21 protein-coding genes and 1 tRNA gene are annotated in these 24,802 nt (G+C 45.6%); 4 read left to right on the plus strand and 18 right to left on the minus strand.

What is annotated here, in order from left to right:
* Positions 1 to 65 precede the first annotated feature (65 nt).
* From FTD44_RS16085 to FTD44_RS11415, 4 genes are read right to left on the minus strand one after another with little or no spacing between them, the layout of a single operon-like run.
* The gene (locus tag FTD44_RS16085) at positions 66 to 584 is read right to left on the minus strand and encodes a VOC family protein (protein ID WP_246625414.1); all 519 of its coding nucleotides are present in this window, start codon (positions 582 to 584) and stop codon (positions 66 to 68) included.
* 19 nt (positions 585 to 603) lie between these two features.
* Complete coding sequence (locus tag FTD44_RS11405) at positions 604 to 993, minus strand: hypothetical protein (protein WP_222166554.1); 390 nt, start codon at positions 991 to 993, stop codon at positions 604 to 606.
* Positions 994 to 1,004: 11 nt separating this feature from the next.
* Entirely contained in the window at positions 1,005 to 1,619 is a 615-nt protein-coding gene (locus FTD44_RS11410; RefSeq protein ID WP_222166555.1) for a GNAT family N-acetyltransferase, read from the minus strand.
* A gap of 56 nt (positions 1,620 to 1,675) precedes the next feature.
* Positions 1,676 to 2,884 (minus strand): DUF2062 domain-containing protein, encoded by a 1,209-nt coding sequence (locus tag FTD44_RS11415; RefSeq protein WP_246625415.1) that lies wholly within the window; start codon positions 2,882 to 2,884, stop codon positions 1,676 to 1,678.
* 101 nt (positions 2,885 to 2,985) lie between these two features.
* Between FTD44_RS11415 and FTD44_RS11420 the strand changes: the two genes are divergently transcribed.
* Positions 2,986 to 3,059 (plus strand) — tRNA-Pro (locus FTD44_RS11420).
* A gap of 82 nt (positions 3,060 to 3,141) precedes the next feature.
* On the opposite strand, the gene FTD44_RS11425 is transcribed toward FTD44_RS11420, so the two are convergent.
* The 3 genes from FTD44_RS11425 to FTD44_RS11435 are packed head-to-tail and all read right to left on the minus strand — an operon-like array spanning position 3,142 to position 5,052.
* Positions 3,142 to 3,846 carry a hypothetical protein gene (locus FTD44_RS11425; RefSeq protein ID WP_222166556.1) on the minus strand — a complete coding sequence of 235 codons (705 nt, stop codon included), beginning with the start codon at positions 3,844 to 3,846 and terminating at the stop codon, positions 3,142 to 3,144.
* Between the two features lie 11 nt (positions 3,847 to 3,857).
* Complete coding sequence (locus FTD44_RS11430; protein WP_222166557.1) at positions 3,858 to 4,403, minus strand: DUF6705 family protein; 546 nt, start codon at positions 4,401 to 4,403, stop codon at positions 3,858 to 3,860.
* Positions 4,404 to 4,431: 28 nt separating this feature from the next.
* The gene (locus FTD44_RS11435; protein ID WP_222166558.1) at positions 4,432 to 5,052 is read right to left on the minus strand and encodes a dihydrofolate reductase family protein; all 621 of its coding nucleotides are present in this window, start codon (positions 5,050 to 5,052) and stop codon (positions 4,432 to 4,434) included.
* A 171-nt stretch (positions 5,053 to 5,223) separates the two neighbouring features.
* Here FTD44_RS11435 and dinB point away from each other — a divergent pair, with 171 nt between their 5' ends.
* Positions 5,224 to 6,306, plus strand: coding sequence for a DNA polymerase IV (gene dinB, locus FTD44_RS11440; RefSeq protein WP_222166559.1), 1,083 nt, complete (start codon positions 5,224 to 5,226; stop codon positions 6,304 to 6,306).
* Between the two features lie 390 nt (positions 6,307 to 6,696).
* Here the strand turns inward: dinB and FTD44_RS11445 are convergent, their stop codons facing one another.
* The 4 genes from FTD44_RS11445 to FTD44_RS11460 all read right to left on the minus strand — a co-directional run bounded on the left by FTD44_RS11445 (position 6,697) and on the right by FTD44_RS11460 (position 14,453).
* Positions 6,697 to 7,170, minus strand: a complete 474-nt coding sequence (locus FTD44_RS11445) for a hypothetical protein (protein ID WP_222166560.1) — start codon at positions 7,168 to 7,170, stop codon at positions 6,697 to 6,699.
* Between the two features lie 44 nt (positions 7,171 to 7,214).
* The gene (locus tag FTD44_RS11450) at positions 7,215 to 8,747 is read right to left on the minus strand and encodes a tyrosinase family protein (protein ID WP_222166561.1); all 1,533 of its coding nucleotides are present in this window, start codon (positions 8,745 to 8,747) and stop codon (positions 7,215 to 7,217) included.
* Positions 8,748 to 8,950: 203 nt separating this feature from the next.
* Entirely contained in the window at positions 8,951 to 10,087 is a 1,137-nt protein-coding gene (locus FTD44_RS11455; protein ID WP_222166562.1) for an efflux RND transporter periplasmic adaptor subunit, read from the minus strand.
* A 10-nt stretch (positions 10,088 to 10,097) separates the two neighbouring features.
* Positions 10,098 to 14,453, minus strand: coding sequence for a CusA/CzcA family heavy metal efflux RND transporter (locus FTD44_RS11460; RefSeq protein ID WP_222166563.1), 4,356 nt, complete (start codon positions 14,451 to 14,453; stop codon positions 10,098 to 10,100).
* 29 nt (positions 14,454 to 14,482) lie between these two features.
* On the opposite strand from FTD44_RS11460, the gene FTD44_RS16235 reads away from it, so the two are divergent.
* The gene (locus tag FTD44_RS16235; protein ID WP_394369737.1) at positions 14,483 to 14,626 is read left to right on the plus strand and encodes a hypothetical protein; all 144 of its coding nucleotides are present in this window, start codon (positions 14,483 to 14,485) and stop codon (positions 14,624 to 14,626) included.
* A gap of 451 nt (positions 14,627 to 15,077) precedes the next feature.
* Here the strand turns inward: FTD44_RS16235 and FTD44_RS11470 are convergent, their stop codons facing one another.
* The 7 genes from FTD44_RS11470 to FTD44_RS11500 all read right to left on the minus strand — a co-directional run bounded on the left by FTD44_RS11470 (position 15,078) and on the right by FTD44_RS11500 (position 24,032).
* Complete coding sequence (locus FTD44_RS11470) at positions 15,078 to 16,493, minus strand: efflux transporter outer membrane subunit (RefSeq protein WP_222166565.1); 1,416 nt, start codon at positions 16,491 to 16,493, stop codon at positions 15,078 to 15,080.
* Positions 16,480 to 19,641 carry an efflux RND transporter permease subunit gene (locus FTD44_RS11475; protein WP_222166566.1) on the minus strand — a complete coding sequence of 1,054 codons (3,162 nt, stop codon included), beginning with the start codon at positions 19,639 to 19,641 and terminating at the stop codon, positions 16,480 to 16,482. Before FTD44_RS11475 ends, FTD44_RS11470 begins: the two co-directional genes overlap by 14 nt.
* Before the next feature lie 37 nt (positions 19,642 to 19,678).
* Complete coding sequence (locus FTD44_RS11480) at positions 19,679 to 20,824, minus strand: efflux RND transporter periplasmic adaptor subunit (RefSeq protein ID WP_222166567.1); 1,146 nt, start codon at positions 20,822 to 20,824, stop codon at positions 19,679 to 19,681.
* Between the two features lie 203 nt (positions 20,825 to 21,027).
* A complete protein-coding gene (locus FTD44_RS11485; RefSeq protein WP_222166568.1) occupies positions 21,028 to 21,357 on the minus strand; it encodes a DMT family transporter in 330 nt (109 codons plus the stop codon).
* Between the two features lie 20 nt (positions 21,358 to 21,377).
* Positions 21,378 to 22,133, minus strand: a complete 756-nt coding sequence (locus tag FTD44_RS11490) for a LytR/AlgR family response regulator transcription factor (RefSeq protein WP_222166569.1) — start codon at positions 22,131 to 22,133, stop codon at positions 21,378 to 21,380.
* A complete protein-coding gene (locus tag FTD44_RS11495) occupies positions 22,130 to 23,209 on the minus strand; it encodes a sensor histidine kinase (protein WP_222166570.1) in 1,080 nt (359 codons plus the stop codon). Before FTD44_RS11495 ends, FTD44_RS11490 begins: the two co-directional genes overlap by 4 nt.
* A 178-nt stretch (positions 23,210 to 23,387) precedes the next feature.
* Positions 23,388 to 24,032, minus strand: a complete 645-nt coding sequence (locus FTD44_RS11500) for an NAD(P)-dependent oxidoreductase (protein ID WP_222166571.1) — start codon at positions 24,030 to 24,032, stop codon at positions 23,388 to 23,390.
* A gap of 175 nt (positions 24,033 to 24,207) precedes the next feature.
* Between FTD44_RS11500 and FTD44_RS11505 the strand changes: the two genes are divergently transcribed.
* On the plus strand, positions 24,208 to 24,795 hold the full coding sequence (locus tag FTD44_RS11505; RefSeq protein ID WP_222166572.1) for a hypothetical protein: 588 nt from the start codon (positions 24,208 to 24,210) through the stop codon (positions 24,793 to 24,795).
* The last annotated feature ends 7 nt before the right edge of the window (positions 24,796 to 24,802 follow it).

Consider the following 24,802-nt stretch of genomic DNA (forward strand, 5'->3'; position numbering starts at 1 on the left):
CACCGATACAATCAGCCATATTTCTTCGGTCTTAGTAGACTATGAAACACTAATACCTGTAAATATTATTTTGTAGTTGTACTGCCCATGCTCTGCCCCAGGCGTTCAAACTCAATATCATTGGCCTCCCAGAGCTCAATCTTGTTGCCTTCGATATCCATAATATGAACGAACTTGCCATAAGAATAGCTTTCTATGGTATCTAATACCGTAACACCTTCTGTCTTTAACTGTTCTACCAGCCGGCTAAGATCAGCCACACGGTAATTGATCATAAAATCCTTCTCAGAAGGGGCAAAGTATTTAGTTGTTTCCTTAAACGGACTCCATTGCGTGAAACCCTTACGGGTACTGTCTGCGCCCTGATACCATTCAAATACAGATCCGTAATCATTTACATTCAGGTCTAAATGCTGAGCATACCATTCCCTGATCTTTTTAGGATCCTTGCATTTAAAAAATATGCCACCGATACCGGTTACTCTTTTAGGTTTAGCCTGGTCTTTACCCACGAGTTCTTTAGCGCTGAAACCCAGTCCGAATGAGGTGATCAGGGCCAGTGCCGGGAATAAAATTCTTTTCATAATAAATGTATATTTTGATTTATGCAGTAGCCACCACCCTGCTATACCGGTAATATCTGATCGTGGCAATGCCGGTTACCACAAAAGGTATGGAAGAGATCACAATACTGATATTGGAACTGATCAGACCTACAATGCCCATAAACAGGATCAGTAGGGCTATAGCCGCCATTCCGAAATAGGTCAGGTAGGGCGAAACTTTTTTCTGAAATAAGGTAAACAACAATAAGAGCTGGCCAGCCAGCGGCAACAGAATCAGGGGGTGTAATACCGATTGCGGATCGGTAAAAAGTTTATTCAGTATCTGCAATTCTGCCTGGAAGAAAAATACCGATGCATCCTTACCCCACTCCAGGTAACCAATGATGGAAGTCAGGACCAGCAATATATTCAGGGTTTTTGCTTTCATTGTATCAATACTTATAATCTATCTGTATAAAAACGCACCATAGGTCTGTGTTTTGAACTACGGTCTACAATTTCAAATCCCGCCCGTTCAAATGATTTGTACAAACCGATCCAGGCAAATGCATCCGGTAGCTTGTCCTGTGTCGGAATGGTAGGATACGCTTCTATAATACGGATTCCGTTTGCTTTGGCATATTCAATCACTCCTTTTAAAAGTGCAACGGATACCCCCAGTCTGCGGTAGGCCTTATCGATAAACATACAGGGTATAGACCATACAGGCTCCTCATCTATAGGCTTATGTACACGGGATCGTTTCAGTTTATCAAAATCAGTCCGGGGAGCAAAAGCACACCAGGCAATAGGAATGTCCTCATAAAAGCAGATGATGCCGGTGGGTTGATCGTCCCAGACCAGGGCCTTCATGGCCTCCTTATTACCATCCTCCGTTTTACCCTCATCAAAATCAGCTTTTGATCTCCGGAAATACATACACCAGCAATTGGCACATGCTCCCTTGGGTCCGAAGAGCCGGGTAAATTGTGACCAGTTGGTGGTGCTGAGGGCTTCAACCCTGAGGCCATTTGCAAAGTCCTCTTCCGGTATGTCTGGCAGGTTCATGCGCATAGCAGGTTCAAATTTGATCTGAAACTAAATAAAAAATATGAATTTCTATAATATACTTAGCGGGCAGCGTCTGTTTTTTCCGCGCTACTCATATTACGGAAACGCTGTAACAGCATCAGGGAAATAAGGTATGCAAGGGCACCGCAGGCAACAGATAATACTGTGCCACCGAGAAAGAATGCTGCACCGGCTTCCCTGAACTGCTCCAGGCTCATGTCCTGTGGCTTAAAGGTCCAGTCGGTATAGCCTAAGATCCATTTGCCACACATCAGGCTCAGTGCCCACCAGATGGGCGTTATGGGAAATATACTGATATTGGCGGCCAGGAGGAATAATCCTTTATTCAGGCGAAAAAATATAGACAACGGAATACCTATAGCCAGCTGGAAACCCCATACCGGTACAATACCCATAAATACCCCGAAGCCAATACTGGAGGCTTTGCGGGCATTAGACTCTTCCGGTTTGAGCAATACCGATTGGTATAAGCCTTTCCAACCCTCTTTGGTTGTTAGTTTCAGGATGAAATTGCGCGGGTGTATCCACAACAGGGCAATAAATGTAAGAAAAGTATTAAGGATACTGATCCTGGTGAAATCTTTAAACGGTCTGAAATGCGATATTCTTTCGGCCGCAGGCGGATAATATACCTGGATAGGAATATAACTGACCGGGATACCTTTCCAGGCAATGCGTACCGGAGCTTCGATCTCCAGTTCATATTTACGGGTAAAGTATTTCAGTTTGCCGGCCTGCTCCAACGGATATAAACGATAACCGGATTGTGTATCGGGCAGTGTAATACCTGTCTCCACCCAGAACCAGAAATTGGAAAATTTATTACCGAAGCTGCTTTTCGTTGGCACGTTTTCCTGGTTCAGGTTACGTGCACCAATGATCAGCCGGTTGGGTTGCGTTTCTATCGCATCTATAAACAAAGGCAGATCGGATGGGTAATGCTGTCCGTCGCTATCTATAGTAATTGCATAGGCATAGCCTATAGATAAGGCCTTGCGGAAACCGGTTTTTAAGGCATGTCCTTTACCCCTGTTAGGGCTGTAAGATACGACCTCAATCTGTGGGTAATTAGCAAGAATAGCGGACGTCTCATCGGTAGATCCGTCGTTCACTACCAGTACCTGGTCGGTATGCTGTAAAATGCCGTCCAGAACGGATGACAGCGTTCCTGCATTGTTGTAGGTAGGCACCAGTACACAGGTACGGGAGGCCTTAAAACGCTCTTGTATAGACAGCTGATTTTCCATGAATTCGCTGCAAAGTTTCTTTTTTTATTTGATTGAAAAAAGAAAAAAATTGGTATATATTTGCTACCCTGTTAACCCTGATGCAGCAATGCATTCATGCTCGAGACGTAGCGCAGCCCGGTAGCGCACTTGCATGGGGTGCAAGGGGTCGCTAGTTCGAATCTAGTCGTCTCGACAAGTATAGATATTCATCTACGAGAAATCCCTGTAAGCATTGCTGCTTACAGGGATTTCTCGTTTTTTTATTAATACCAGCATCAGTAATACGTATATGTTTTAAACACCACAGTTTTCAACTGTTGCTCATGGGCATTGTCGTATATATACAGCACACGTGGATTATCGTGTTTATCATATTCCTTAACAACCCAAATGCTTATGGAGTTATTGGTCTTTCCATCCATTTTGGCGGTTGAGCGGGTAATCACCTTTGCAATCCTGCCGTTTTTATAAATGGTTTCCCTTTGGTCGACAGCATAAAACGAGTCTTGTTCGGTGACCATTTTTATAATCCTGAAATCTTTATCCAGCGTAATGATTTGCCGGGATGTTGTATCCTCTGTATTGATGATTTGGTAAGTATAATCATCCTGCCAGACATATTGGTAATGCGCCTCCTTTTCTTTACCCTCTTCAAGGGCTGAATGCAATTTATAGCTGATGTCCTTACCCTTTCCTGAATATATAGTCCGGCTTGTCGGTGTTATGCCCCCGGACCTCATTGGGCTATACACATTGTAAGTTTCTATGGCATTGCCCGGCTCATCAAAGGTCATTTTGAATTTTGAAATAAAACCGGTAGTATCTTTAGGTATCTGGTCATTGTTCGCGATACAGCAATAGGTGTTCACTTCTTTTACTGCACCTTTAAGACCATATTCTAATCTTGAAGAATAGGTTTTGATTTGCGCTTCGCAAGCCGTAAAAAACGGCAACAGGGCCAGTAACAATAATTTTCTCATGCTATGTATAATTATTTGACTTTACGAAGAGTCCAGTTTCCACTTTTCATTAATTTACTTTCCATTGTTGGCTCTTTGGCTACTGTACCATCTATCTCAACCTTCATTGGTTCATCTTCTCCAGGTTGAATTTTAAAATCAATTGTACTATTATTCTTTATTTTTACTTCGACCATGCTATTGCCTAATCTCCTGTAAGGGTCAACAAAAGAGAAGAGTGCACCGTTCTTTAGTTCAATTGGAGTAAATGATATAAAACCTATACTTTCTTTATAACCATTATTTAAAGTGCTACTTTCTGTCACACCGTTTACTTTATACTCATGCCAGCCAATCATAACATCAGTATAACGATTGCCAAATTTCATTTTGGGCTGTAATTTTAATACAATAGTTAATGTTTCCTTTCCTTTCGTTGCTTTCCACGTGCCCTCCAGTGCGGCTAAATCTGGTTGTTTTATATATGTTTCTGTTACAGGTATTTGTGCTTGCATCGCAATCGGGAGGATAAATGCAAAGGCAACAAAGAGCATTTTGAAAAGTGTGTTGACTTTCATAATTTAGAATTGGAGTGTATTTAATTGTTTATTTTTTCGTCAGTGTATACCTCAGATGAGTGGTCAGATCAGATGGTATGACCTCAGCAATAGTTAAGTCGTACTTATCTTTGTCGATGCCCTCAAATAAGCGGATACCGCTTCCTAAGAAAACAGGGGCAATATGAATGAAAAATTCGTCTACTAATCCTGCATTCAAAAACTGTTGAATAGTATTCGCTCCACCCTGTATGCGTATATCCTTTCCCTTTGCGGACTCCTTTGCCATTTGTAGCGCTGTATGTATACCGTCATTTATAAAATAAAAAGTCGTTGTTCCTTGCTGCACCCAGGGCTCCCGCTTTTCATGGGTGAGTACATAAACGTCTGCTTTGTATAAATCATTCGGCCAGCTCGCTTCTCCTTCCTCGAACATACGTTTACCCATGATAAATGCACCAGTTCGTTCAATTGTTGCGCTGATCAATTGTCCATCGAGGCCATCTTCCTTACCACCATCAAACCCTAAATAGTCCCAGAATGCTTTCTGATTAAACATCCAGGAATGAATTTGTTCGGAAATACCGCCCATCGGATTCTGAGGACTTCTGTTATTCCCTGCGAAAAAACCGTCGAGTGATATGGCACTGTCAAAAATTATCTTACTCATGTTTTGGATTCTTTATATAAAAGATGAAACTGGTACGCTAAAATTAGCTGCAAATATCTGATTCACAAAATCATCATATGACATTGTGGACTATCGTTCTGCTTCATAGATCATTATTCTCAGGCCTTTTCTTAATTTTGAGGCTAACATATTGATCATAACCTAATCCAGATGACTACAGAGGGCGCGCACCGGAAGATAATCCATATCGATATGGATGCATTCTATGCGTCTGTAGAGCAGCGGGACTTTCCCGAGTATCGTGGCAAGCCACTGGTTGTAGGTGGTTCTCCGGAGGGGCGCGGTGGTGTGGTAGCTACGGCCAGTTATGAGGCCAGAAAGTTCGGTATCCGTTCGGCCATGTCTTCCAAAACCGCACAGAGACTATGTCCCGAAGCTATATTTGTATTCCCCCGTTTTGATGCCTATAAAGCCGTATCCAATCATATCAGGGAGATTTTCAGACGATATACTGATATCATAGAACCCTTATCGCTCGATGAGGCCTACCTTGATGTAACCATGGATAAACAAGGCATCGGTTCGGCCATAGAGATCGCTACACAGATCAAAGATGCGATCAGGACAGAATTACAGCTGACCGCCTCAGCAGGTGTTTCCATCAATAAGTTTGTAGCCAAGATCGCCTCTGATATGAATAAACCCGATGGGCTCACCTTCATCGGCCCATCAAGACTGGAAGCCTTTATGGAAGCACTGGTGGTAGAGAAGTTCTTTGGTGTGGGTAAGGTTACGGCTGCTAAAATGAAAGCCATGGGACTGCATACGGGTGCCGATCTCAAGCAATTGTCAGAAGCAGAAATGATCCGGCATTTCGGTAAACCCGGTAAATTCTATTACCAGATTGTAAGGGGTATTGATAACCGTGCAGTGCAACCACACCGCGAAACCAAATCGGTTAGTGTAGAAGATACCTACCAGGATGATCTGATTACAAAGGAAACGATGCTGCCCGAACTGGAAACACTTTCTGGACGGCTCTCCAAGCGCCTGGAGCGTTATGGACTTAAAGGCAGAACGGTAACGGTTAAATTCAAATTTCACGACTTTACCCTCATGACCCGCAGCCTGTCTTTATCAGAATGGATCAACGATCATGAATCTATTCTGGATGCGGTAAAAATAATCCTGGAAAAGGCCGCTCTTGAAGATAAACGGGTACGCCTTTTAGGAGTAGGCTTATCCAACTTTGATCAGCAGCATACAGATGAGAAACAGCTAAGGTTGTTTTAAGTGTACTGATAAAATCACTAAAGGACATCGAAATGACAAAAATTGCTTTGCTATGATGAAAACAAGCAAGTGATCCGTACAGAACAGATCGCTTAGGATGGCCTTATAAATCCGGCGTCAAGAAAATCATTGGCTCGGTCGATAGCGTCGGAAACCACTGTCTGAGCGTAGCGAGTCTGGTTTACGACCGACCGACACATTGATTTTTAGCCAGGGATTTATACAGCCTTGATTTTTTGGCGGTACCTTTTGCATCAAGGCAAAAGGTAGCAACAGATATAATTAGCATACCTAAAACATAATGTTAGACTTTGTTTCCTTTAAGCGGATGCTCCATTTAATTACATAAACAATAAACCCCATACAAATGGATTGTACAGGGTTTATTGTTTATACTGTAATATTGCTATCAGCGCTGCATTGCAACGGGTCTTTCTGGCGGGCAAAGCTGTTCCAGAGCGAGCCAGAAAATACAAGTGCTATACCCAGCATCAGCAGGTACTTCATCTCGGGGAATAATACCTTACAGGCAATAATGATGACTGCTCCGATAAGGCTGCAAATAAAAGGACCATATCCCCTGCTCCTCACCTTCCGGAAAATGAAATAGAGGTTGATCAGCAGAAAGCAAATCAGTACCGGCAATAACCATTTCATATAGGGGATGTTTGATAGTCCTACACTGCCAAACATACTCATATAGGCTGCCCAGCACATCGGGCATTTCGGAAACAGTACAATACCTGCACTGAGCAATGCACCGGGTACGGATCGCAGAGTCTTTTTGACCTTTATTCCTGCCGGTTTCTGTATAGGATGCCTATGCTGGCCACCACAACAGGGTGACGATAATTCCTGGGCCATATACCATAAGTTTTAAGGTTAATACAGGCTTATACAAATGTGTATTATGGTGCTTTCATCAGTAAGGCCACACTGATTTCAGGATTACCCAGTACTTTTAATGGTACTGTATCTCCATACATTTCTTTTTCATTAGGCTCTACCTGTATACTTAACAGTCCGCCTTCAACGGCCTGCAGTGGTAGTCTGAAGTCAAAATGCACCACCGGATTTTTCATACAGTTCTCACATTTCTGTACCTCATCCGGTTGGAAAAATACGGAGCTATCCAGGATAACCCCATCTTTCAGTAAATGCACTTTAAAGGTGCCCGGAATACGGGTTCTGTTCAGGTTATCTACGCGCACATTCACCTCCTGTGTATCCGTTTCGAAGACACGGGCCATACCCAGACTTACCTGTTTATTGGAAAGAGGTTGAGGCAGGGATAGCACCATAGACTCATAGGCCACATCGAAATTGTTCAGGTCGATGGTATAGGCGGCCGTAAGATCATCACGCTTAAGGTTCAGTGCCCAGGGATTCATTTTGCCGACTACATTATTGGTAAATACTGTATAGCTGGAGCTGTTTTTATTTTTGATCGTCTTCATGAAACCCTCATAATCCTGTGCGCCGTGATTGGCCTGCCATATCCACCACATACGGTCAAGGTTACAGTGATAGAACCAGAATATCGGATCAAAAGCAGATACATTTTGTCTGCTCATCGTATCACCCGTACTATCATGTCCGGAATCATGTCCCTGTATAAAATCGAGATTAGGCGTATTGTCCAGCAGGCCGTTAAAGTTATCCCACCACTGCTCTGTCTGTGCATTCGCAAATGATTTAACCACATCATTGTTGAAATTAGTCATGATCTGCTGCGGACTGTAACGCTGTGTCTGATAGCCTTTTTTATAATATGGGCTGGTACTGCCTGCCGAAATATCAACCGGTAAGGTATAGGAGTCAAATGGGGCTTCATACATCCAGGATGGCAGCAGTTCATTAAAATCCCAGTACGGTAAGGTTACTTCCTCGCAACCTTTGATGGTGCGCAGACAGTTTTCAAATGCCCACATCTGTACCCGGTGCCAGGGTTGGAATCCCGGATCGTGGTGCTGGCAATAAGCCAGGGGTAAACCATGTATAGCGGCATTCTGAAAATATCCGTTCAGGTCTTCCGTGCCCAGCGCCATGATACCGGCAAAGGCTGTTTTTAATAAGGCAACCTCTTCTGTAGAAAGAGATGTAAGGCTTTTTCTTAAACGACCGGCAACAGGTGCGCCTGCCATTTTGCGCATCATAACCGGTTCCGGCTGGCCCTCAGGGTACCCTGCTTCCATCCACGCAAGAAAGCTGCTGATCATGTCGCTGGTCCAAGGATCGCTGTCTTCCGGCATACGGCCAGGAGCGTCGGGAGGAAGCGATACACGCTGGTAGATATCCGGTGCGTGACTTACAACGAAAGAATAGTTACCCAGATCGAAGCCGCGCACTGATCTCATGCAAGCGATATCGGCGGGTGTAAAGTAGTTTTTAATCGCACCATGCCATGTCGGGGCCTGGTTTAATTGTTGTAAAGTTGTCATTGCAGTTTTGTTGAAGGTGAGTGTAAATGTTTGATTCAATGAAGGTATTAAAAGCCAATAGCGCAAACAGCGGGTAAAATACCCTTTTCTCAGTGTGGGGAAATAACAAATACAATAGTGTTATATGCCCTAAATGCAAATGTCCGGGTACCATCGTACCCGGACATTTGCATTGCATTTTTTTGAATATAGGAATGCGCTTTTTACTCTTCCGTATTCTTCATTTTCATCAGCACAGAATAAGCATTTTTCAATACCAGACGTGTACTGGTATCAATACCACTTGCTGTAAACTGCTGTAAGCCGTCTTTGCTGATACCCGGGAGGACCGGAAGCATTTGAAACCTGCCCTGCCCCATTTCTTTGAATACATAAAACTTATTTTCCCAGCGCACGATCGCTGCTTCAGGCACCGTCAATGCATTTTGTTCTGTGATAGCAACCGCTCCATTCATAAACATGCCCGGTACCAACTCTGGTTTGTATTGCTTGAAATGGCAATGCACTTCTGCAATGCGGTTATCATCCAGGCTTTTCCCTATTAGAATAACCTCAGCAGGTATCTTTTCATCCGGGTTATTATTGGTATAAGCCATAACCTCCTGCCCTATCGAGATCGATTGCAGGTCCTGCTCAAATACATGCAGCATCAGGTGTATATCCCGTGGGTCGATGAGCTCAAACAACACATCTGCCGGCGAGGTATATTTACCAATAGTTACATTTACCTTAGATACATAACCATTGATCGGTGAGGTAATACTCACTGTTCTGCTGATATGATCGGGGCTCAGATTTGAGGGACTAATACCGATGACCTGCAACTTCTGGGCCAGTGACTTTACCAGAATGCGTTGTGTTTCCATTTCAGCCTTAGCCTGCTGCATCACTTTATCACTGCTGGCTTTGCTGGCATTCAGATCCCTTTGCCGGTTATATTCTGCCTGTGCCAGTACAAGTCGTTCTTTGGCTACAAGATAGTCCTGTTGCAGTTGTATAAACTGCATGTCTTCCAGCTCGGCCAGTACCTGTCCTTTGCGTACAGGGGCGCCAGGCAGGAGCCTTGTCGATTTCAGGTATCCGCCCAGCGGGAAACTCAGGCTGATGATACTTTGTGGCGGAACATCAATTTTACCTTGCAGCACCAGCATATTATTAATGCTTTGCATAGTCGGATTACCCACTTCAATACCCGCAGAGGCCAGTTGTGCCGGACTGAAACTTACCGTCTCCGGTGTATTACTGTTGGTTGTTGGTGCTTCCCTTTCTTTATCCTGTTGCGGGCTCTGTCCACAGGCCGATAACAGGATCATGCCTATTAAAACAATATATTTATTCATCTGAATGCGTTTACTGATTGTTTAATTTTAATAATTCAATGACTGCTGTATTATACTGCTCCTGCATAGTTAAATGTGCCGTACGGATGCTGATGGCCTGGTCGACGAGTATAACCCATTGGAGGTAATCAATCTCACCGGCTTTAAACTCTTCATCTGCCGTGTTGATGATTTGCTCAGCGTACTGCAATCCTTTGTGCTCGTAATACTGCAATCCTGTAGTATATTTTCGTACCTGATCAAAAGCCTGGCTGACGGCTGTTTGCAACTGGCTTAGGGTATAGTCTGCTTCGGCTCTGCTGCGCTGCCAGTCTGTTTTTGCCGCCGCAGCTTTGGCGGCAATAGAACGGGAGAATATAGGTATACTTACACCAGCTGTAATATAGCTGAACCGCTTACCGGCACCGAAATATTGTTCCACACCAGCTACCAGCTGCACTCCGATAAGGCTCTGGTTATTGTACCCAATGCTGAGTTCTGGTAGCTTTTGCGCCTGTTCTGCCTTCCATTGATAATGGGCTAGTTCTGCCTTCTGTGCTGCCAGTGCTGCCAGGGGCAGCTGTGCGACAGCAGCTGTTGTATCAAGGTTTTCCGCTTGCCAGTTGATCTTGGCTGCAGCCTTAGGTACATACTGAGTATTGTCTTGTAACAGGAAGTTGAATTGCTTACAAACCAGGGCCATATCTTCCTGCACCAATTGTAATTGATTACTGATCTCCTGTCGGTGTGCCCTTGCGGTTGTCTGCTCCAGTATATTGGCCGCACCTTTCTCAAAGCGAAGCTCAGAGCGGCTTTCAAATAAGCTGTAAATACTGTCAGCATACTGCAGTAATTGCTGTCTGGCCCCGAGTTGCACATACTGGTAAAAGCTATGGCGCAATGCCGCCACCAGTTCCTGTTCTGTAAGTTTTACATTGATCAGGGTTGCCGTATAGGCTGCTTCCAGTACTTTACGCTGTGACTGGTATACAGCCGGTAAACTGAAAGATTGATTAATGCCAAAGCGTGTATCATGACTGATACTGCTTACCTGTCCGTAATCGGCATCTATACTGGTTTTGGGCAGATTGAACGCTGCAGGTATTTCCTGCCTTCTGGCCTGTGCCTGCAGTTGCGCCAGCTTCATGCGTGGATTGGTTTTCTTGACCAGGATCAAAGCCTCATCCAATGTTATGTCCTGCTGTTGCTGTGCCTGCATTGTGGCAGGTAAGAGCAGTAAAAGCAATACTACCGAGACTTTGCCATTTATCTTCGTTTTACGCTGAAACAACAGGTATAATGCCGGTAATACAAAAAGGGTCAGGAATGTAGCGGTGATCAGACCGCCGATCACAACTGTAGCCAGCGGACGCTGTACCTCTGCACCGGCTCCGTTACTAAGGGCCATAGGAAGGAAACCCAGAGAGGCTACCGCAGCAGTCATCAGTACCGGACGCAAACGATTTCGGGTGCCGGTCATGACCAATTGCAGTGGATCTGTTATAACGCCTTCTTTTTTAATCCGGTTGAATTCTGAAAGCAATACAATGCCGTTCAATACTGCTACACCAAACAGGGCAATAAATCCTACACCAGCCGATATGCTGAAGGGCATGCCCCTGAGTGCAAGGGCAAAGACCCCGCCTATGGCGGATAATGGAATGGCAGTATAGATCAGTAATCCGTCTTTGACAGAAGAGAACGCGAAGTAGAGCATGATGAAAATGAGCAGTAATGCGACCGGCACGGCGATGGTCAGTCTCGACTTGGCCTGTTGCAGGTTTTCAAATGCTCCGCCGTAAGTCATAGTATAACCTGGTTCCAGCTTCATTTTCGCGGCCACTTTATCTTTGAGTTCTTTTACAATCGATTCCACATCCCTGCCCCTTACATTAAAGCCGACGATAATCCTGCGACGCGCATTCTCTCTTTGTATCTGGTTAGGACCTTCTACTTCTTCAATCTTGGCAACCTGGTATAAAGGCAACTGTATGCCGGTTGGGGTTGACACGGAAAGGTTGCGTATGTCTTCAATACTCTTTCTGCCTTCACTTCCTACCCTGACTACAAGGTCAAAACGCTTCTCGCCCTCATAGACCTGTCCGGCTGCTGCACCGGCAAAAGCTGCGTTGATCGTGCGGTTCAGCTCATCTATGTTCAGTCCGTATTTGGCTATTTCACTACGATTAAAATCAATAACTACCTGTGGCATACCGGTTACTTTTTCAATATACCAGTCGGCAGTACCGTTCACGCTGCGGGAAATATCGCCCAGCTGTTCTGCATATGCAGTCAGCTTATCCAGGTCCTCTCCATAAATCTTGCAGACCACATCCTGCTTGGCTCCCGTCATCAGTTCATTAAAGCGCATCTGCACCGGGTATTGAAATCCGGTGGTCACACCCGGAACGACTTCCTGCGCCGTTGCTGCCATTTTCTCGGCCAGTTCCGGGAAGGAACGGGCGCTGGTCCATTCTGATTTATCTTTTAATACGATGATCATATCACCACCTTCTATCGGCATAGGATCGGTAGGGATTTCTGCACTACCGATACGGGATACAATCTTTTCCACCTCAGGATAATCTTTTTTCAAGCGGTCCGAAATGCGATTGAAGGCATCAATAGTAGTGGATAGGTTGGTGCCGACGAGCAGACGGGTTTCGGTGGCAAAATCGCCTTCTTCCAGTTGCGGAATAAACTCACCACCCATACGGCTGAATACCAGCAAAGCCAGTCCGAATAAGACAAAGGCGGTAATCACCATCGTTTTCCGGATGTTCAATGCTTTTTGTAAAGCCTTGCTGTACAACTGTTCCAGCCTGGTCATTACACGATCCGACCAGTTGGGTTTATGGCTGATCTTCCGGCTGATGAACAGAGCACTGATCATGGGCACATAGGTCAGGGATAATATAAAAGCACCCATAATAGCAAAGGCTACCGTCTGGGCCATTGGTTTGAACATTTTGCCCTCAATACCGGACAGGGACAGGATCGGGAGGTATACGATCAGGATAATGATCTGTCCGAATACTGCAGCATTCATCATGCGTGAAGCCGAACCGCTGACTTCTGCATTCATTTCTTCATGGGACAGCTGGTTAATGCCTGTATATTTTTTAGAAAAATGGATATGATGCAGGATGGCTTCAACTATAATTACGGCACCATCTACAATCAATCCGAAGTCCAGTGCACCCAGACTCATCAGGTTACCACTCACTCCGAAGAGGTTCATCATCGAAACGGCAAATAGCATGGACAGTGGAATTACGGAGGCTACGATAAGCCCTGCTCTTAAGTTGCCCAGGAAGATAACCAGTACCAAAACCACGATCAGTGCGCCTTCCAGCAGATTCTTTTCTACCGTACCGATAGCATTATTTACCATTTTGGTCCGGTCCAGGAATGGCTCTATAGTGAGGCCTTCCGGCAAGGTTTTTTGGATCTCCGCAACGCGCTTTTTCACTTGTTTTATGGCTTCGGAAGAGTTGGCATCTTTCAGCATCATCACAATACCGCCGGTTAGTTCGCCTTTGCCCGCCATGGTAAGGGCGCCATAGCGTATAGCGGCGCCAAGGCGCACATCAGCCACATGTCGCACCAGTACGGGAGTGCCATCAGTACTGGTCTTGATCACGATATTGCGGATATCGTCGAGGTTACCGGCAAGGCCTACACTGCGGATATATAATACAGATGGTCCTTTTTCTATATAAGCCCCGCCCGTATTCTGGTTATTCTGATGCAATGCGGTAAAGACATCGCTGATGCTCAGGTTAAAAGCCTTGAGCTGTGCGGGCTGAACAGCCACTTCGTATTGTTTCAGTTCGCCGCCGAAAGTAGATACATCGGCTACACCAGGCGTACCCAGCAGTTGTCGCTTCACCACCCAATCCTGGATCGTACGCAGGTCGGCCAGTGAATATTTATGCTCGTAGCCGTTTTCCGGTTTTAATACATACTGGTATATCTCCCCCAGTCCGGTAGTAACCGGTGCCATCTGTGGTGTACTGGCATTGGCACTGATCTCTGCCTGGGCAAGCCTTTCGGTTACTTGCTGGCGCGCCCAGTATATATCTGATCCGTCTTCAAAGACAACGGTGATCAGGGACAGACCGAAGCGAGACATACTACGGCTTTCTTTCAGGCCAGGTATATTGCTGAGGGCTTGTTCTATAGGAAAAGTGATAAACCTTTCTACATCTTCTGCACCCAATGCCGGTGCGGTAGTAATGACCTGTACCTGGTTATTGGTAATATCCGGTACAGCATCGATAGGCAGGCGGCTGAGCTGGTAGGCGCCGAAAGCGATCCATACCAGTATGAAGATGCCGACAGCCAGTTTGTTTTTAACAGAAAACTGAATGATTTTATTAAGCATGATCTGGAATAAATACATATATATGATCCATGCGAAGCAAAATATTGCTGCATGGTATACCCATTACAGGAGGATTGTCCTGTAGTATAAACACATGTATTTATGCCTGCGGAGGCCGGAAGAGTGTACCGAGTACGGTATTAAAGTGTGTCTGGGAGCGCATTAAGCCGTAATTCCGGCCTTCTGGCCAGGTGACAGCATCAATGGTGGCAATGTTTTTTTGCGGAATGAACAGGAAGCAGGTTTGTTGTATGTCAATCTTCTTAAACGGAAGCTGCATATCTTTTTCATCATCATTATCATTGATGTCCTCTCCCCAGTAATGCATTGATAAAAAATCCATGAATCCTATAGCGGGATTGCGGGTTTTATGATCGGTATAATGGCTGATGAGAGAAGGCACCTTGAACACCTGGTACAATGAAGTTGTATCCAGTATGAACAAAACAATAATGATATGTAAGAGTAATCTTTTCAAACCTGTGGGGTAATGCAATATGCCTGAGGCAGGCAAAGGTAGGGCTAAAGTGCCAGAATTGAAAATATCCTTTACCCTGATAACGATAATATAAAACAGGCTTCCGTTCATAACGGAAGCCTGTTACAACAATACTTTGGGCAATATTACTCTTCACTACCGCCACCCAGTGCGCGGTATAATTCGGTCATTGCATGCAGCTTTTCGAGTCTGATGCTGATGGCCTCAAGATCGTTCTGTAGTTTATTATTCTGTGCCGTAATCACCTCCAGGTATGTAGCCATACCTGCACGGTATAATTTTATGGCATCAGAGATGGCTTTGTTCAATGAGGCACTTTTCTGCTGCACCAGTACATTACGGTCTGTTGCCCCTTTAGAACGGGCCAGTGCATCGGACACCTCTCCTACCGCAGTCATCACGGATTGCCGAAACTGGATTGTTGCTTTCTCCTGTTCGAGTACTGCGGTCTCATACGCTGTCCTTAAGGCTCGTTTATTAAACAAAGGCTGTGTCAGGTTTACCGCCAGGGTCTTGGTTATAGAGCCGGGAAGGTCAAACCAGGTGTTGAACTTATAAGAATTGACCCCAACCTGCGGACTAAGGCTGAAGCTCGGATACCTTGCCGCATTGGCCAGACCGGTGCGGGCATTGGCAGAGATAACCGCCAGTTCTGCTGCCTTTACATCTGGTCTGCGGCTTAACAATGCAGCAGGAACGCCATAGGCAAAATGATCTTCCGGTATGGCTTCCAGCATATTGGCCGCCCTGCTGATACTGTCCGGATAGCTGCCGCATAAAATGCTTAAGGCATTCTCCTGTATACGGATATTCTGCACTGCCAGGGGCACCAACAGCTCTGCAGTCTTCTGCTGTGCGGCGGCCTGTTCCACAGCCAGGGAATTGATCTGCCCAGCATTGAATTGCAGGCGCATCATGGTGAGTGTACTATCACTCAGGGCAATGTTCTGCTGCGCAATCCGCAATTGTTCATCAAGGCTCATCAGGCTGTAATAGGCCTGTGCCACCTGTGTGATGATGCGTGTTCTCAATGCACTAAGGTTTTCTTTCTGGGCAAAATAATTGGCCTTTGCTTCTGTCTTCTGCATTTTGGCTTTACCCCAGATGTCGATCTCCCAGGACAGGCGCAGCATAGCGCTGTAATCGTCCATATAGGGTGTACCGATAAACTGCTCAGTCAGTGAGCCGTTCAGACTGTTCTTGGATGGCCAGGTTCTGTTGGCACCGGCATTCAGGTCCAGTGTAGGTAATAAGGATTGCTTTGCCTGACGATATGCCAGGTCCAGCTGCTCCATGCTTTTTAAGGCAATATTTATATCATTATTCTGTACCAATGCCTTTTCTATCAGCTGTACCAGTTGCGGCTCTTTAAAAAAAGTGCGCCAGGGTAACTGTACCGTATCGGCAGTGAGTGCCACCGGCTCGCGGAACTCCTGTGGCAGATTGAGTGCTGCACGGCTGTATTTCTTTCCCACATCGCAGGAACTTACCGTGAGGGCAAGTCCTGCAATAAGGAGGATATATGATTTAGTGATCTTCATGTTCGTTTAAATTAGCTTGTGGAACCATTTTATGCTTACCGGATACTTTCTCCTGCAGGTACTGGAATAACATAAACAACAGCGGTATCACCACGATACCCAGTATTACCCCGCTGAGCATACCCATTGCAGCACCCGTACTGATCGAGCGATTACCTGCAGCTGAGCCACCTTTTGCCATCATCAGCGGTATCATACCTACGATAAAGGCCAGAGAGGTCATGATGATGGGGCGCAGACGGGCTTTGGCTGCATCCAGCGCGGCATCTATAATAGACAACCCTGCCCTGCGGCGCTGTACGCCGAACTCTACAATAAGAATGGCATTCTTGGCCAACAAACCGATCAGCATGATGAGTCCTACCTGTACGTAAATATTATTGTCCAGCCCGATCGCACGGATACCCAGGAAAGCACCTAGCACACCCGTAGGAATAGAGAGCAGTACGGCCAGTGGCAGCAGATAGCTTTCATATTGTGCCGCCAGCAGGAAGTATACAAAGAGCAGGCTCAGCGCCAGGATCAACATGGTCTGGTTACCCGAAGCTTTTTCTTCCAGGCTCAGGCCCGTCCATTCGAAACTATAATCTGAAGGCAGCTTGCCCAATACATTTTGCTCCAGTGTATTCATAATAGCCCCATTACTGTATCCCGGTGCAGCAACCACATTTATGGTTACGGCATTGTACAGGTTATAGCGGTTTACCGATTCCGGTCCGTATACCTTCTTCAGCGTAACCATTGATTTTACCGGCACCATTTCATTTTTATCATTGCGGACAAAAGTCTCGTTGAAGGCTTCCTGGTCGGTACGGAATACACCATCCGCCTTAATATTCACCCGGTAGAATTTACCGAATCGGGTAAAATTCAGGGACTGGTCTCCGGCAAAATAGGTCTGTATAGCCGCCAGCATACCGCTCACATCTACACCCATCTGACTGGCACGATCTTCGTCCACTTCCAGTTCCAGTTGCGGATAATCGGCACGGAACATCGTATAGGCATATTGTACACCCGGCTGCTGCATGATCTGTCCGATCACATTATCGGCCATCGCTTTGATCGATGCCGGATCTTTACCCATACGGTCCTGCAGTACCAGCTCGGCACCGCTCATGACCCCGTAACCATCAACCGGCGGGAAGCGGAAAGCCATCACCGTACCCTCTTTGATCGTACTCAGTTTTTCAGATATGATATTGAAGATCTCTTCAATGTCTTTTACTTTACCCCGGTTTTTTGCCGGTTTCAGTTTGATAAAGCCCATGGCATAAGATGGCCCTGCGCTGTTGCTGAGGATATTGAAGCCGGTAATGCCGGAATTACTTTCTACCGATTCTACATTAACCAGCATTTTATTGATCTTCTCTGCCACTTCTGTAGTGCGGTCCAGACCGGTACCCGGCGGCATGCTCAGGCTATAGGCAATAAAGCTGTCATCCTCCATTGGTACAAAACTACGTGGTGTACTGGTCATGAGCCAGATGGCTACACCTGTTATGAGCAGGACAAAACCCGCGCCCAGCCATTTCTTGCGGGCAAAGAAGCGTACGCCTTTAATGTATCTGCCCGTGAAATTATCAAAACCGGAATTGAATGCGGTGAAGAAGCGTTTCCCGAATCCCATTTTCTTTCCGCCTTCAGTTGCATGCGTATTTTTCAATAACAGTGCACATAATGCCGGGGTTAATGTCAGGGCATTTACAGCAGAAATAATAATGGCAATGGCTAATGTGTAGGCAAATTGCTTATAGAATAAACCGGATGAACCGGTCATGAATCCGATCGGGATAAATACCGCAGCCATAACCAGGGTGATGGAAATAACCGCGCCGGTAATCTCTCCCATCGCACTATGCGTGGCTTCCCGCCCGCTCATATGTGATCCTTCCATCTTACTATGTACCGCTTCGACGACGACAATGGCATCATCTACCACAATACCGATGGCCAGTACCAGGGCAAAGAGCGTAAGGATATTGATCGTAAAGCCAAGGGCCAACAGGAAGAAGAAGGTACCTACAATCGCCACGGGTACGGCTATTGCCGGAATGATGGTGGAACGGAAATCCTGGAGGAACAGGAATACTACGATAAATACAAGGATAAAGGCCTCGATCAGTGTAGATTTTACCTGTCCGGTAGCTTCGTCCAGACGGTCTTTGGTACTCATCATACTGCGGTACTCAATACCCGGAGGAAAGGCTTTGGCAGCTTTCTCCAGCTCTTTCTTTACCCCGATCTCAATCTCATTGGCATTGGAACCTGAGGTTTGCAGGATGGCGATGGTAACGGCATTTTTACCATTAAGTTTATTATCTCCGCTATAGCTGATCGATCCCAGTTCTATACGGGCCACATCGCGCAGGCGCACCAGGTCACTACCATTGCGTTTGACAATGATATTTTCATACTCTTCCGGTTTCGCTTTTTTGCCTTTATAACGGATTACATATTCCAGTGCGGCATCTGATTCCTCTCCCAGCTTGCCCGGTGCGGCTTCCAGGCTCTGACTGGCAATCGCATTGGTTATATCTGCCGGAATAAGGCCGTACGCAGCCATGCGCTGCGGATTAAGCCATACCCTCATGGCGTAATCTTTGGCACCGAACATTTGCGCCTGCCCTACTCCGGGCACACGTTTGATCTGTGGTATCAGGTTTATGTTTACATAGTTCTGCAGGAACAGCTCATCATATGCTGCATTGTCTTTGGTCGCGATCGTAAAGATCATGATCATACTGTTCTGCTGCTTAGATGTGGTCAGTCCCATACGCACCACTTCTGCGGGCAATATAGGCGTGGCCTGCTGTACCCTGTTCTGCACGTTTACGGCAGCCTGGTCAGGATTTACGCCTTGTTTGAATACAATCTGTACCGAGAAACTACCATCATTACTGGCGGTAGATTTGATGTACTGCATATTCTCCACCCCATTGATCTGCTCTTCCAGCGGGGTTACTACGGAGCGCAATACGGCTTCGCTGTTTCCGCCCGGATAACTGCCGGTTACCATTACGGTCGGCGGAGAGATGTCCGGGAAGCGGGTTATGGGCAGCCTGCTCAGGCCTATGATACCCAGTATGACGATCACCACAGAGATGACGGTAGCCAATACAGGTCTGTCTATAATTCTTTTTAACATGGTTTATATGTTGAACCTTGATCGTTGATGAAATGGTTTATTTGTGTAATACGGAATCTGCAGGTATCATAATGGGTTTTACCACCGTACCATCGTTCAGTACGTCAATGCGGTTGATCGCAATTTTGGCACCGTTGTTCAGTCCGCCGTTCAGGATATAATTGTTCCCGTCATGTCCGCCGATCTCGATAGCCGTCATGGCTACTTTATTGCTATCGGCCAGGACAAAAACGAAGTACTTGTTCTGGATATCCTTTACACTGGCCATAGGCACCAGCAGCGTGCTGTTCAGGCTTCTCTTCAGCAGAATTTTGGCCGAACCACCCGAGCGCAATAGCTTGTTAGGATTGTCAAATACGGCTTTCATGGCAATGCTGCCTGTGGTACGGTCTATATTACCACTCGCCGCTTCCAGCTTTCCTTTCAGTTGATATGGTGTACCGTCTGCCATGACCATCTCAACAGTATTCATGCCGGTATCAGTTTCCTTTTCTTTTATCCAGGCGAGGAAGTCGGGCTCACTCAGGTTGAAGTATACAAATACTTTATTGATGTCTGATAATGTCGTTAAGGGCGTCATGTCCGCAGGGGTTACCAGGTTACCGATACGATTCGGAATGCGGCCGATATAACCACTTACCGGTGCTTTGATGAGGCTGAAATCGGCATTGATCTGCGATGAACCTACAGCAGCGCGGGCTTGTGCCACCTGTGCTTTGGCAGCGGCATAATTGGCCTGTGCTGTTTTCAGTTGTACATCAGCTACGACCTTGCCTTCTACCAGCGGTCTGATCTTTTCGACTTCGATACGGGCAGATTCTTCCGCGGCCATTGCGGCTTTCAGGGCCGCCTGGCTGTTATTGACCTGCTCGCGGTATACATCTCCCTTAATGCGAAACAGGGCCTGACCTTTCTGTACATAATCGCCTTCATGCACGTATATGGCTTCGAGGTAACCGCTTACCTGTGCTTTGACTTCTACATTTACAGCACCTTCAATTGTGCCGGGATATTTTTGTTCCATTAATGCCGAACCGGGGCGAACTTCCATAAAGTCCACTTCCGCTGGCGGCTGCTGCATGTTTTGCGACTGATCGTTACCACAGGAACTGAGTACTGCTGAAACGGCCAGGAATAATGCTGCGCATGATATGATATGCTTATGAGCAAATAATTTTGTCATTGTATAGAGGTATTAAATTGTGTTTGCAAAAGAAATAAAACATAAAAAGGCGTTCCCGTTAAAACTAACCGAACCGTCAAATTTTATTGCTGAACTGTATCGCTTCATCACACCGTACAGACCGGTTATCAAAGCTGATTGTAATGACTATGAATGAGTATACACAGGGCTTACAGGGCAAGACGGAATATAAATGCGAATACTTAGTGCGCTGCTGTCTTGGAACATAAATTCATCACTACTACCCCGCTTACGATCAGTAAAATGCCTATTACAGCAGGCATATCTATGGGTTGCTTAAATACGAGTACAGATATCAGTGCCGTAAGGATAATACCAGCTCCGGCCCATATGGCATAAGCAGTGCTGAGCGGAATGTTCTTTAAGGCCAGGGACAGGAAGTAAAAGCAGCCAAGGAAGGCAACAGCCATCGCTATGGTCGGCACAAGCTTTGTAAAACCTTCCGAAGCCTTAAGAAAGCCGGATCCTGTTACTTCAAGTATAATGGCTAATGCCAGGAATAGGTATTTCATTTTGCCATATCATTTATAAATTAAAAATCCATCCAGTTTCTCAATAACTGTGCCTTGTCGCGGCTCACTACGATTTCAGCCTCTGGATTGCTCCTGAGTTCCAGCTTCAGTTTACCGTTAAAGTAATTGTGTACCCGCTGTATATCGTTGATGTGTACAATGTACTGACGGTTTACCCGGAAGAATACTTTCGGGTCCAGCTGCTGCTCCAGCTCTTCCAGAGTCTGCGGTACAATATCCTCCTGCCCTTGCTGCAGGTGTGCATGGGTGATCTTAAACTCAGAATAGAAATAGGCAATATCTTCTACTTTGAGGGATTTGTATCCATCTTTAAATGGCAACAGGAAGCGGGTTCTGAACTCCCTGGGCTGTATATAATCCAGCAAACCTTTCAGAGATACCGGGTCTCCTGTAGTGACTATAGAATCCCATTTGGTAAAGGCAGTCTCAAGCTCTTCCTGTTCAATAGGCTTGAGCAGGTAATCGATACTGTTGTACTTAAATGCTTTTATCGCATACTCATCATAAGCTGTGGTGAAAATAATGGGACAGGTAAGGGTGATCTTATCAAATATCTCAAAACTGATGCCATCAGACAGGCGTATGTCGGAGAGTACCATGTCCGGTTGCTCATGTGCCGCAAACCAGGCTATACTATCGGCCACACTATCTATTACCGCCAGTATCTCTACCTGCGGTTTAATCGCTTTGATCAGGCGTTTCAGCCGATCAGCATTAGGTTTTTCGTCTTCTATAATGAGTATGGTTTCGATCATATCTTTATCAATGGTACGATTACTTTGAAGGACTGCTGATCTGCCGCAATTTTAGGTTCCTGCTGCGATAGTAAGTGGTAGCGGCGCAAAATATTACGCAGACCAATGCCGGACGAATCTATAGTCCGCTCTATCGGAAGCAGGTTATTGGCTACGATCAGTGCAGTGCCCTCCTGGTCATAAATGTCAATAGTCAGGGGCTCCTTTTTATTGGTGCGGTTATGTTTCAGGGCATTCTCCACGAGCATCTGTATGGTTAATGGTGGCATACCCATTGCCTTGGCTTCCGGTTGAACGTTGATATTAAAATGAACTCCGGAACCAAAACGGTTCTCAATCAGGAACATGTATGAGTCCAGGAATTTGAGTTCCTCTTCCAGCGGAATAAGGTCTTTCTTGGCATTGACCAGCATATACCGGTAAATCTTCGAGAAGTTCTCTGCATAGGCATAGCCCAGTTGTTGATCTTCAAGTATCAGTTCAGATAGCACACTTAAGTTATTGAATACGAAGTGAGGATCTAATTGTAGTTTTAATGATTGCAGTTCTGATTCTGTAGCCAGCTGGTTCAATTCCGATACCCTGATCACCTCATTCTTCCAGTTAGAGATCAGGTAATTCCCGATATTGATGCCCATGATCATAAAGGAAATAATGATACTCACAATGACCCATTGTATAAAGCCTCTTTGCTCTTCCGGTGAGGGTACATAATTGGCAATCTCCGGATCTCCGTACAGGCACCAGGCACTGACCAGCAGGTTGATGATTAATACCAGCACCAGGTTAAGGCCCGTCTCCAGAATGAGCCGGGTCAATGGCCGCGAGGTCCATTGAATATATTTATTCAGGATATTGCTGATGGTAATAGCCGATTCTGAAATGGCCAGGCAGATCACCAGGCTGGTACCCAACTCTCTGAACATACGCAGCGGGCTGCGCTCAAAAAAGCCGTACCACTGAGCAGAAAACGGGTCCAGTATATAGGCAACCAGGTACAATAACAGGAATGCAGAAACGGTAAATAAAAGCCGCTTCCGGTTATTGCTCAGAAATGTATTCTTTTTATTGGTCATTTATAGTCATTTGCCCTTGTATAACTTGTACCGCATAAAACGGGATATATGCAAAGTTGCTGAATTTATAAGAAGTTATCCTGTTTTTTCGCCCCAAATGTCTTAATTGTGTGCCGAAAAGGCATATGTACGGACTGAAAATGATAGAGGCAGTATAATTAATATACTGCCTTTGTGCTTATTTATCGGCGATAAACGGAGCCTTACGAATATACGTTTCAGCATTTATCTGTTCTATGAGGAAGTGTGCCAGACTGCTTGCACTAATGCTGTTTCCCGGGCAATCTTCAAGACTGACAATGATCTCTTTGAGTAGATCAGTTTGCTCGATTCTGGGTAAGCGCACCATTGTCCAGGCTGCGGTACTATCTGCAAGTAAGGAATACTCTGATTGTTTATCTGCAGTAGATATGGGAAAATGCTCCTTCATCCATGCGGTACCTGCCGCGGTTTCCGGGCCTTTATGATCTGAAGGGGTATCAACGTTCAGGCCGGTGATGACGAGGTAGCGGCCGATCTGCTGTTGCTGCATGGCAAGCAATATATTCCTAGTCGACTGACTGAAAATGCCGGGCTCACTGGCGGGAATGCCCAGTCCCAGTGTACTGATGACTGCGGTACAGTCTTTCAGGACTTTATTAATCGCATCTGCTTGGTGTACTGTGCCGACAACAATGTTGATCTGCGGATGCTGTAAGCCTGTCGCTTTCTCCGGGTTGCGCACGAGCATACCCAGCTTATAGCCCTTTGTTATTAATGCTTTAACGAGATAAGTTCCGGCCTTGCCGGTGCCGCCGATTACGGCTATGGTATGCTGTTGCATAATGACTCTTTATAAAATGTGATAAAACAATTCAAGCTCCGTATAATGCGTATCGGAGTAGTAATTCCCGGGCGGGATAATATTTATAAAGAGATTTTAATAGGTTAAAGATACGTTTTTTCTTGTTTTCAAATATAATTATGGCGTAGCTTTGAGGCAACTTGCGTGATCCTATATGAAAAAACTATTATGCACACTGCTTGTTCTATACAGCTACTTACCCTTACGTGCACAGGATATCCTGATCAGAGACCTGGACCTTGACCGTATTGTTGATACCATTAGACTGAACAGAGATGAAGGAACGATAACCTGCCGTTTATCTACCCAGGCTTTCAGACCGGTGCATAGTAGGTCTACTGAAATGGATGACAATTCCTATCTAAAAGAAACCCGAAACGGTTTTGAGTTTCGCCATAACTGGATGCGTGCCGGCTACGCCTGCCAGTTTCGTTTCGATGGTAAGCTGAGAAAAATGCAGCTGATTGGCATGAACCGCTACGAGTTTGGTAATGCAGCCAATGATGGCAGCGGGGAATCCAGTGTAAACCTGCTGACCGGAGACTATATCGGTAACTGGAATTATTATGATATGGAGCATGATGAGTTGATCAAAATGAAGCCCATCAAGCTAAAAATGCCTTTGCCCAAGACATACCTGGACCAGTTTTCTGAAGATATTTATTACCGGTATGCCAACCAATGTTCAAACCTGTTTGTCAGTAATAAGAAGGCAGACCGTAAACAGCGCAAACTGGATTAATAAAATC

Source organism: Edaphocola aurantiacus, assembly GCF_019797745.1.
GTDB classification, from domain to species: Bacteria; Bacteroidota; Bacteroidia; order Chitinophagales; family Chitinophagaceae; genus Edaphocola; species Edaphocola aurantiacus.

Excerpts from the sequence above, each read along its gene's own strand:
- FTD44_RS16235 (WP_394369737.1), top strand. The coding sequence starts at position 14,483 with ATGCGAAGCAAAATATTGCTGCATGGTATACCCATTACAGGAGGATTG.
- FTD44_RS11500 (WP_222166571.1), bottom strand. The coding sequence starts at position 24,032 with ATGCAACAGCATACCATAGCCGTAATCGGCGGCACCGGCAAGGCCGGA.
- FTD44_RS11470 (WP_222166565.1), bottom strand. The coding sequence starts at position 16,493 with ATGAAGATCACTAAATCATATATCCTCCTTATTGCAGGACTTGCCCTC.
- FTD44_RS11435 (WP_222166558.1), bottom strand. The coding sequence starts at position 5,052 with ATGAGTAAGATAATTTTTGACAGTGCCATATCACTCGACGGTTTTTTC.
- FTD44_RS11455 (WP_222166562.1), bottom strand. The coding sequence starts at position 10,087 with ATGAATAAATATATTGTTTTAATAGGCATGATCCTGTTATCGGCCTGT.
- FTD44_RS11415 (WP_246625415.1), bottom strand. The coding sequence starts at position 2,884 with ATGGAAAATCAGCTGTCTATACAAGAGCGTTTTAAGGCCTCCCGTACC.
- FTD44_RS11490 (WP_222166569.1), bottom strand. The coding sequence starts at position 22,133 with ATGATCGAAACCATACTCATTATAGAAGACGAAAAACCTAATGCTGAT.
- FTD44_RS11495 (WP_222166570.1), bottom strand. The coding sequence starts at position 23,209 with ATGACCAATAAAAAGAATACATTTCTGAGCAATAACCGGAAGCGGCTT.
- FTD44_RS11480 (WP_222166567.1), bottom strand. The coding sequence starts at position 20,824 with ATGACAAAATTATTTGCTCATAAGCATATCATATCATGCGCAGCATTA.
- FTD44_RS11430 (WP_222166557.1), bottom strand. The coding sequence starts at position 4,403 with ATGAAAGTCAACACACTTTTCAAAATGCTCTTTGTTGCCTTTGCATTT.
- FTD44_RS11475 (WP_222166566.1), bottom strand. The coding sequence starts at position 19,641 with ATGTTAAAAAGAATTATAGACAGACCTGTATTGGCTACCGTCATCTCT.
- FTD44_RS11445 (WP_222166560.1), bottom strand. The coding sequence starts at position 7,170 with ATGGCCCAGGAATTATCGTCACCCTGTTGTGGTGGCCAGCATAGGCAT.
- FTD44_RS11405 (WP_222166554.1), bottom strand. The coding sequence starts at position 993 with ATGAAAGCAAAAACCCTGAATATATTGCTGGTCCTGACTTCCATCATT.
- dinB (WP_222166559.1), top strand. The coding sequence starts at position 5,224 with ATGACTACAGAGGGCGCGCACCGGAAGATAATCCATATCGATATGGAT.
- FTD44_RS11460 (WP_222166563.1), bottom strand. The coding sequence starts at position 14,453 with ATGCTTAATAAAATCATTCAGTTTTCTGTTAAAAACAAACTGGCTGTC.
- FTD44_RS11485 (WP_222166568.1), bottom strand. The coding sequence starts at position 21,357 with ATGAAATACCTATTCCTGGCATTAGCCATTATACTTGAAGTAACAGGA.
- FTD44_RS11450 (WP_222166561.1), bottom strand. The coding sequence starts at position 8,747 with ATGACAACTTTACAACAATTAAACCAGGCCCCGACATGGCATGGTGCG.
- FTD44_RS11410 (WP_222166555.1), bottom strand. The coding sequence starts at position 1,619 with ATGCGCATGAACCTGCCAGACATACCGGAAGAGGACTTTGCAAATGGC.
- FTD44_RS11425 (WP_222166556.1), bottom strand. The coding sequence starts at position 3,846 with ATGAGAAAATTATTGTTACTGGCCCTGTTGCCGTTTTTTACGGCTTGC.
- FTD44_RS16085 (WP_246625414.1), bottom strand. The coding sequence starts at position 584 with ATGAAAAGAATTTTATTCCCGGCACTGGCCCTGATCACCTCATTCGGA.
- FTD44_RS11505 (WP_222166572.1), top strand. The coding sequence starts at position 24,208 with ATGAAAAAACTATTATGCACACTGCTTGTTCTATACAGCTACTTACCC.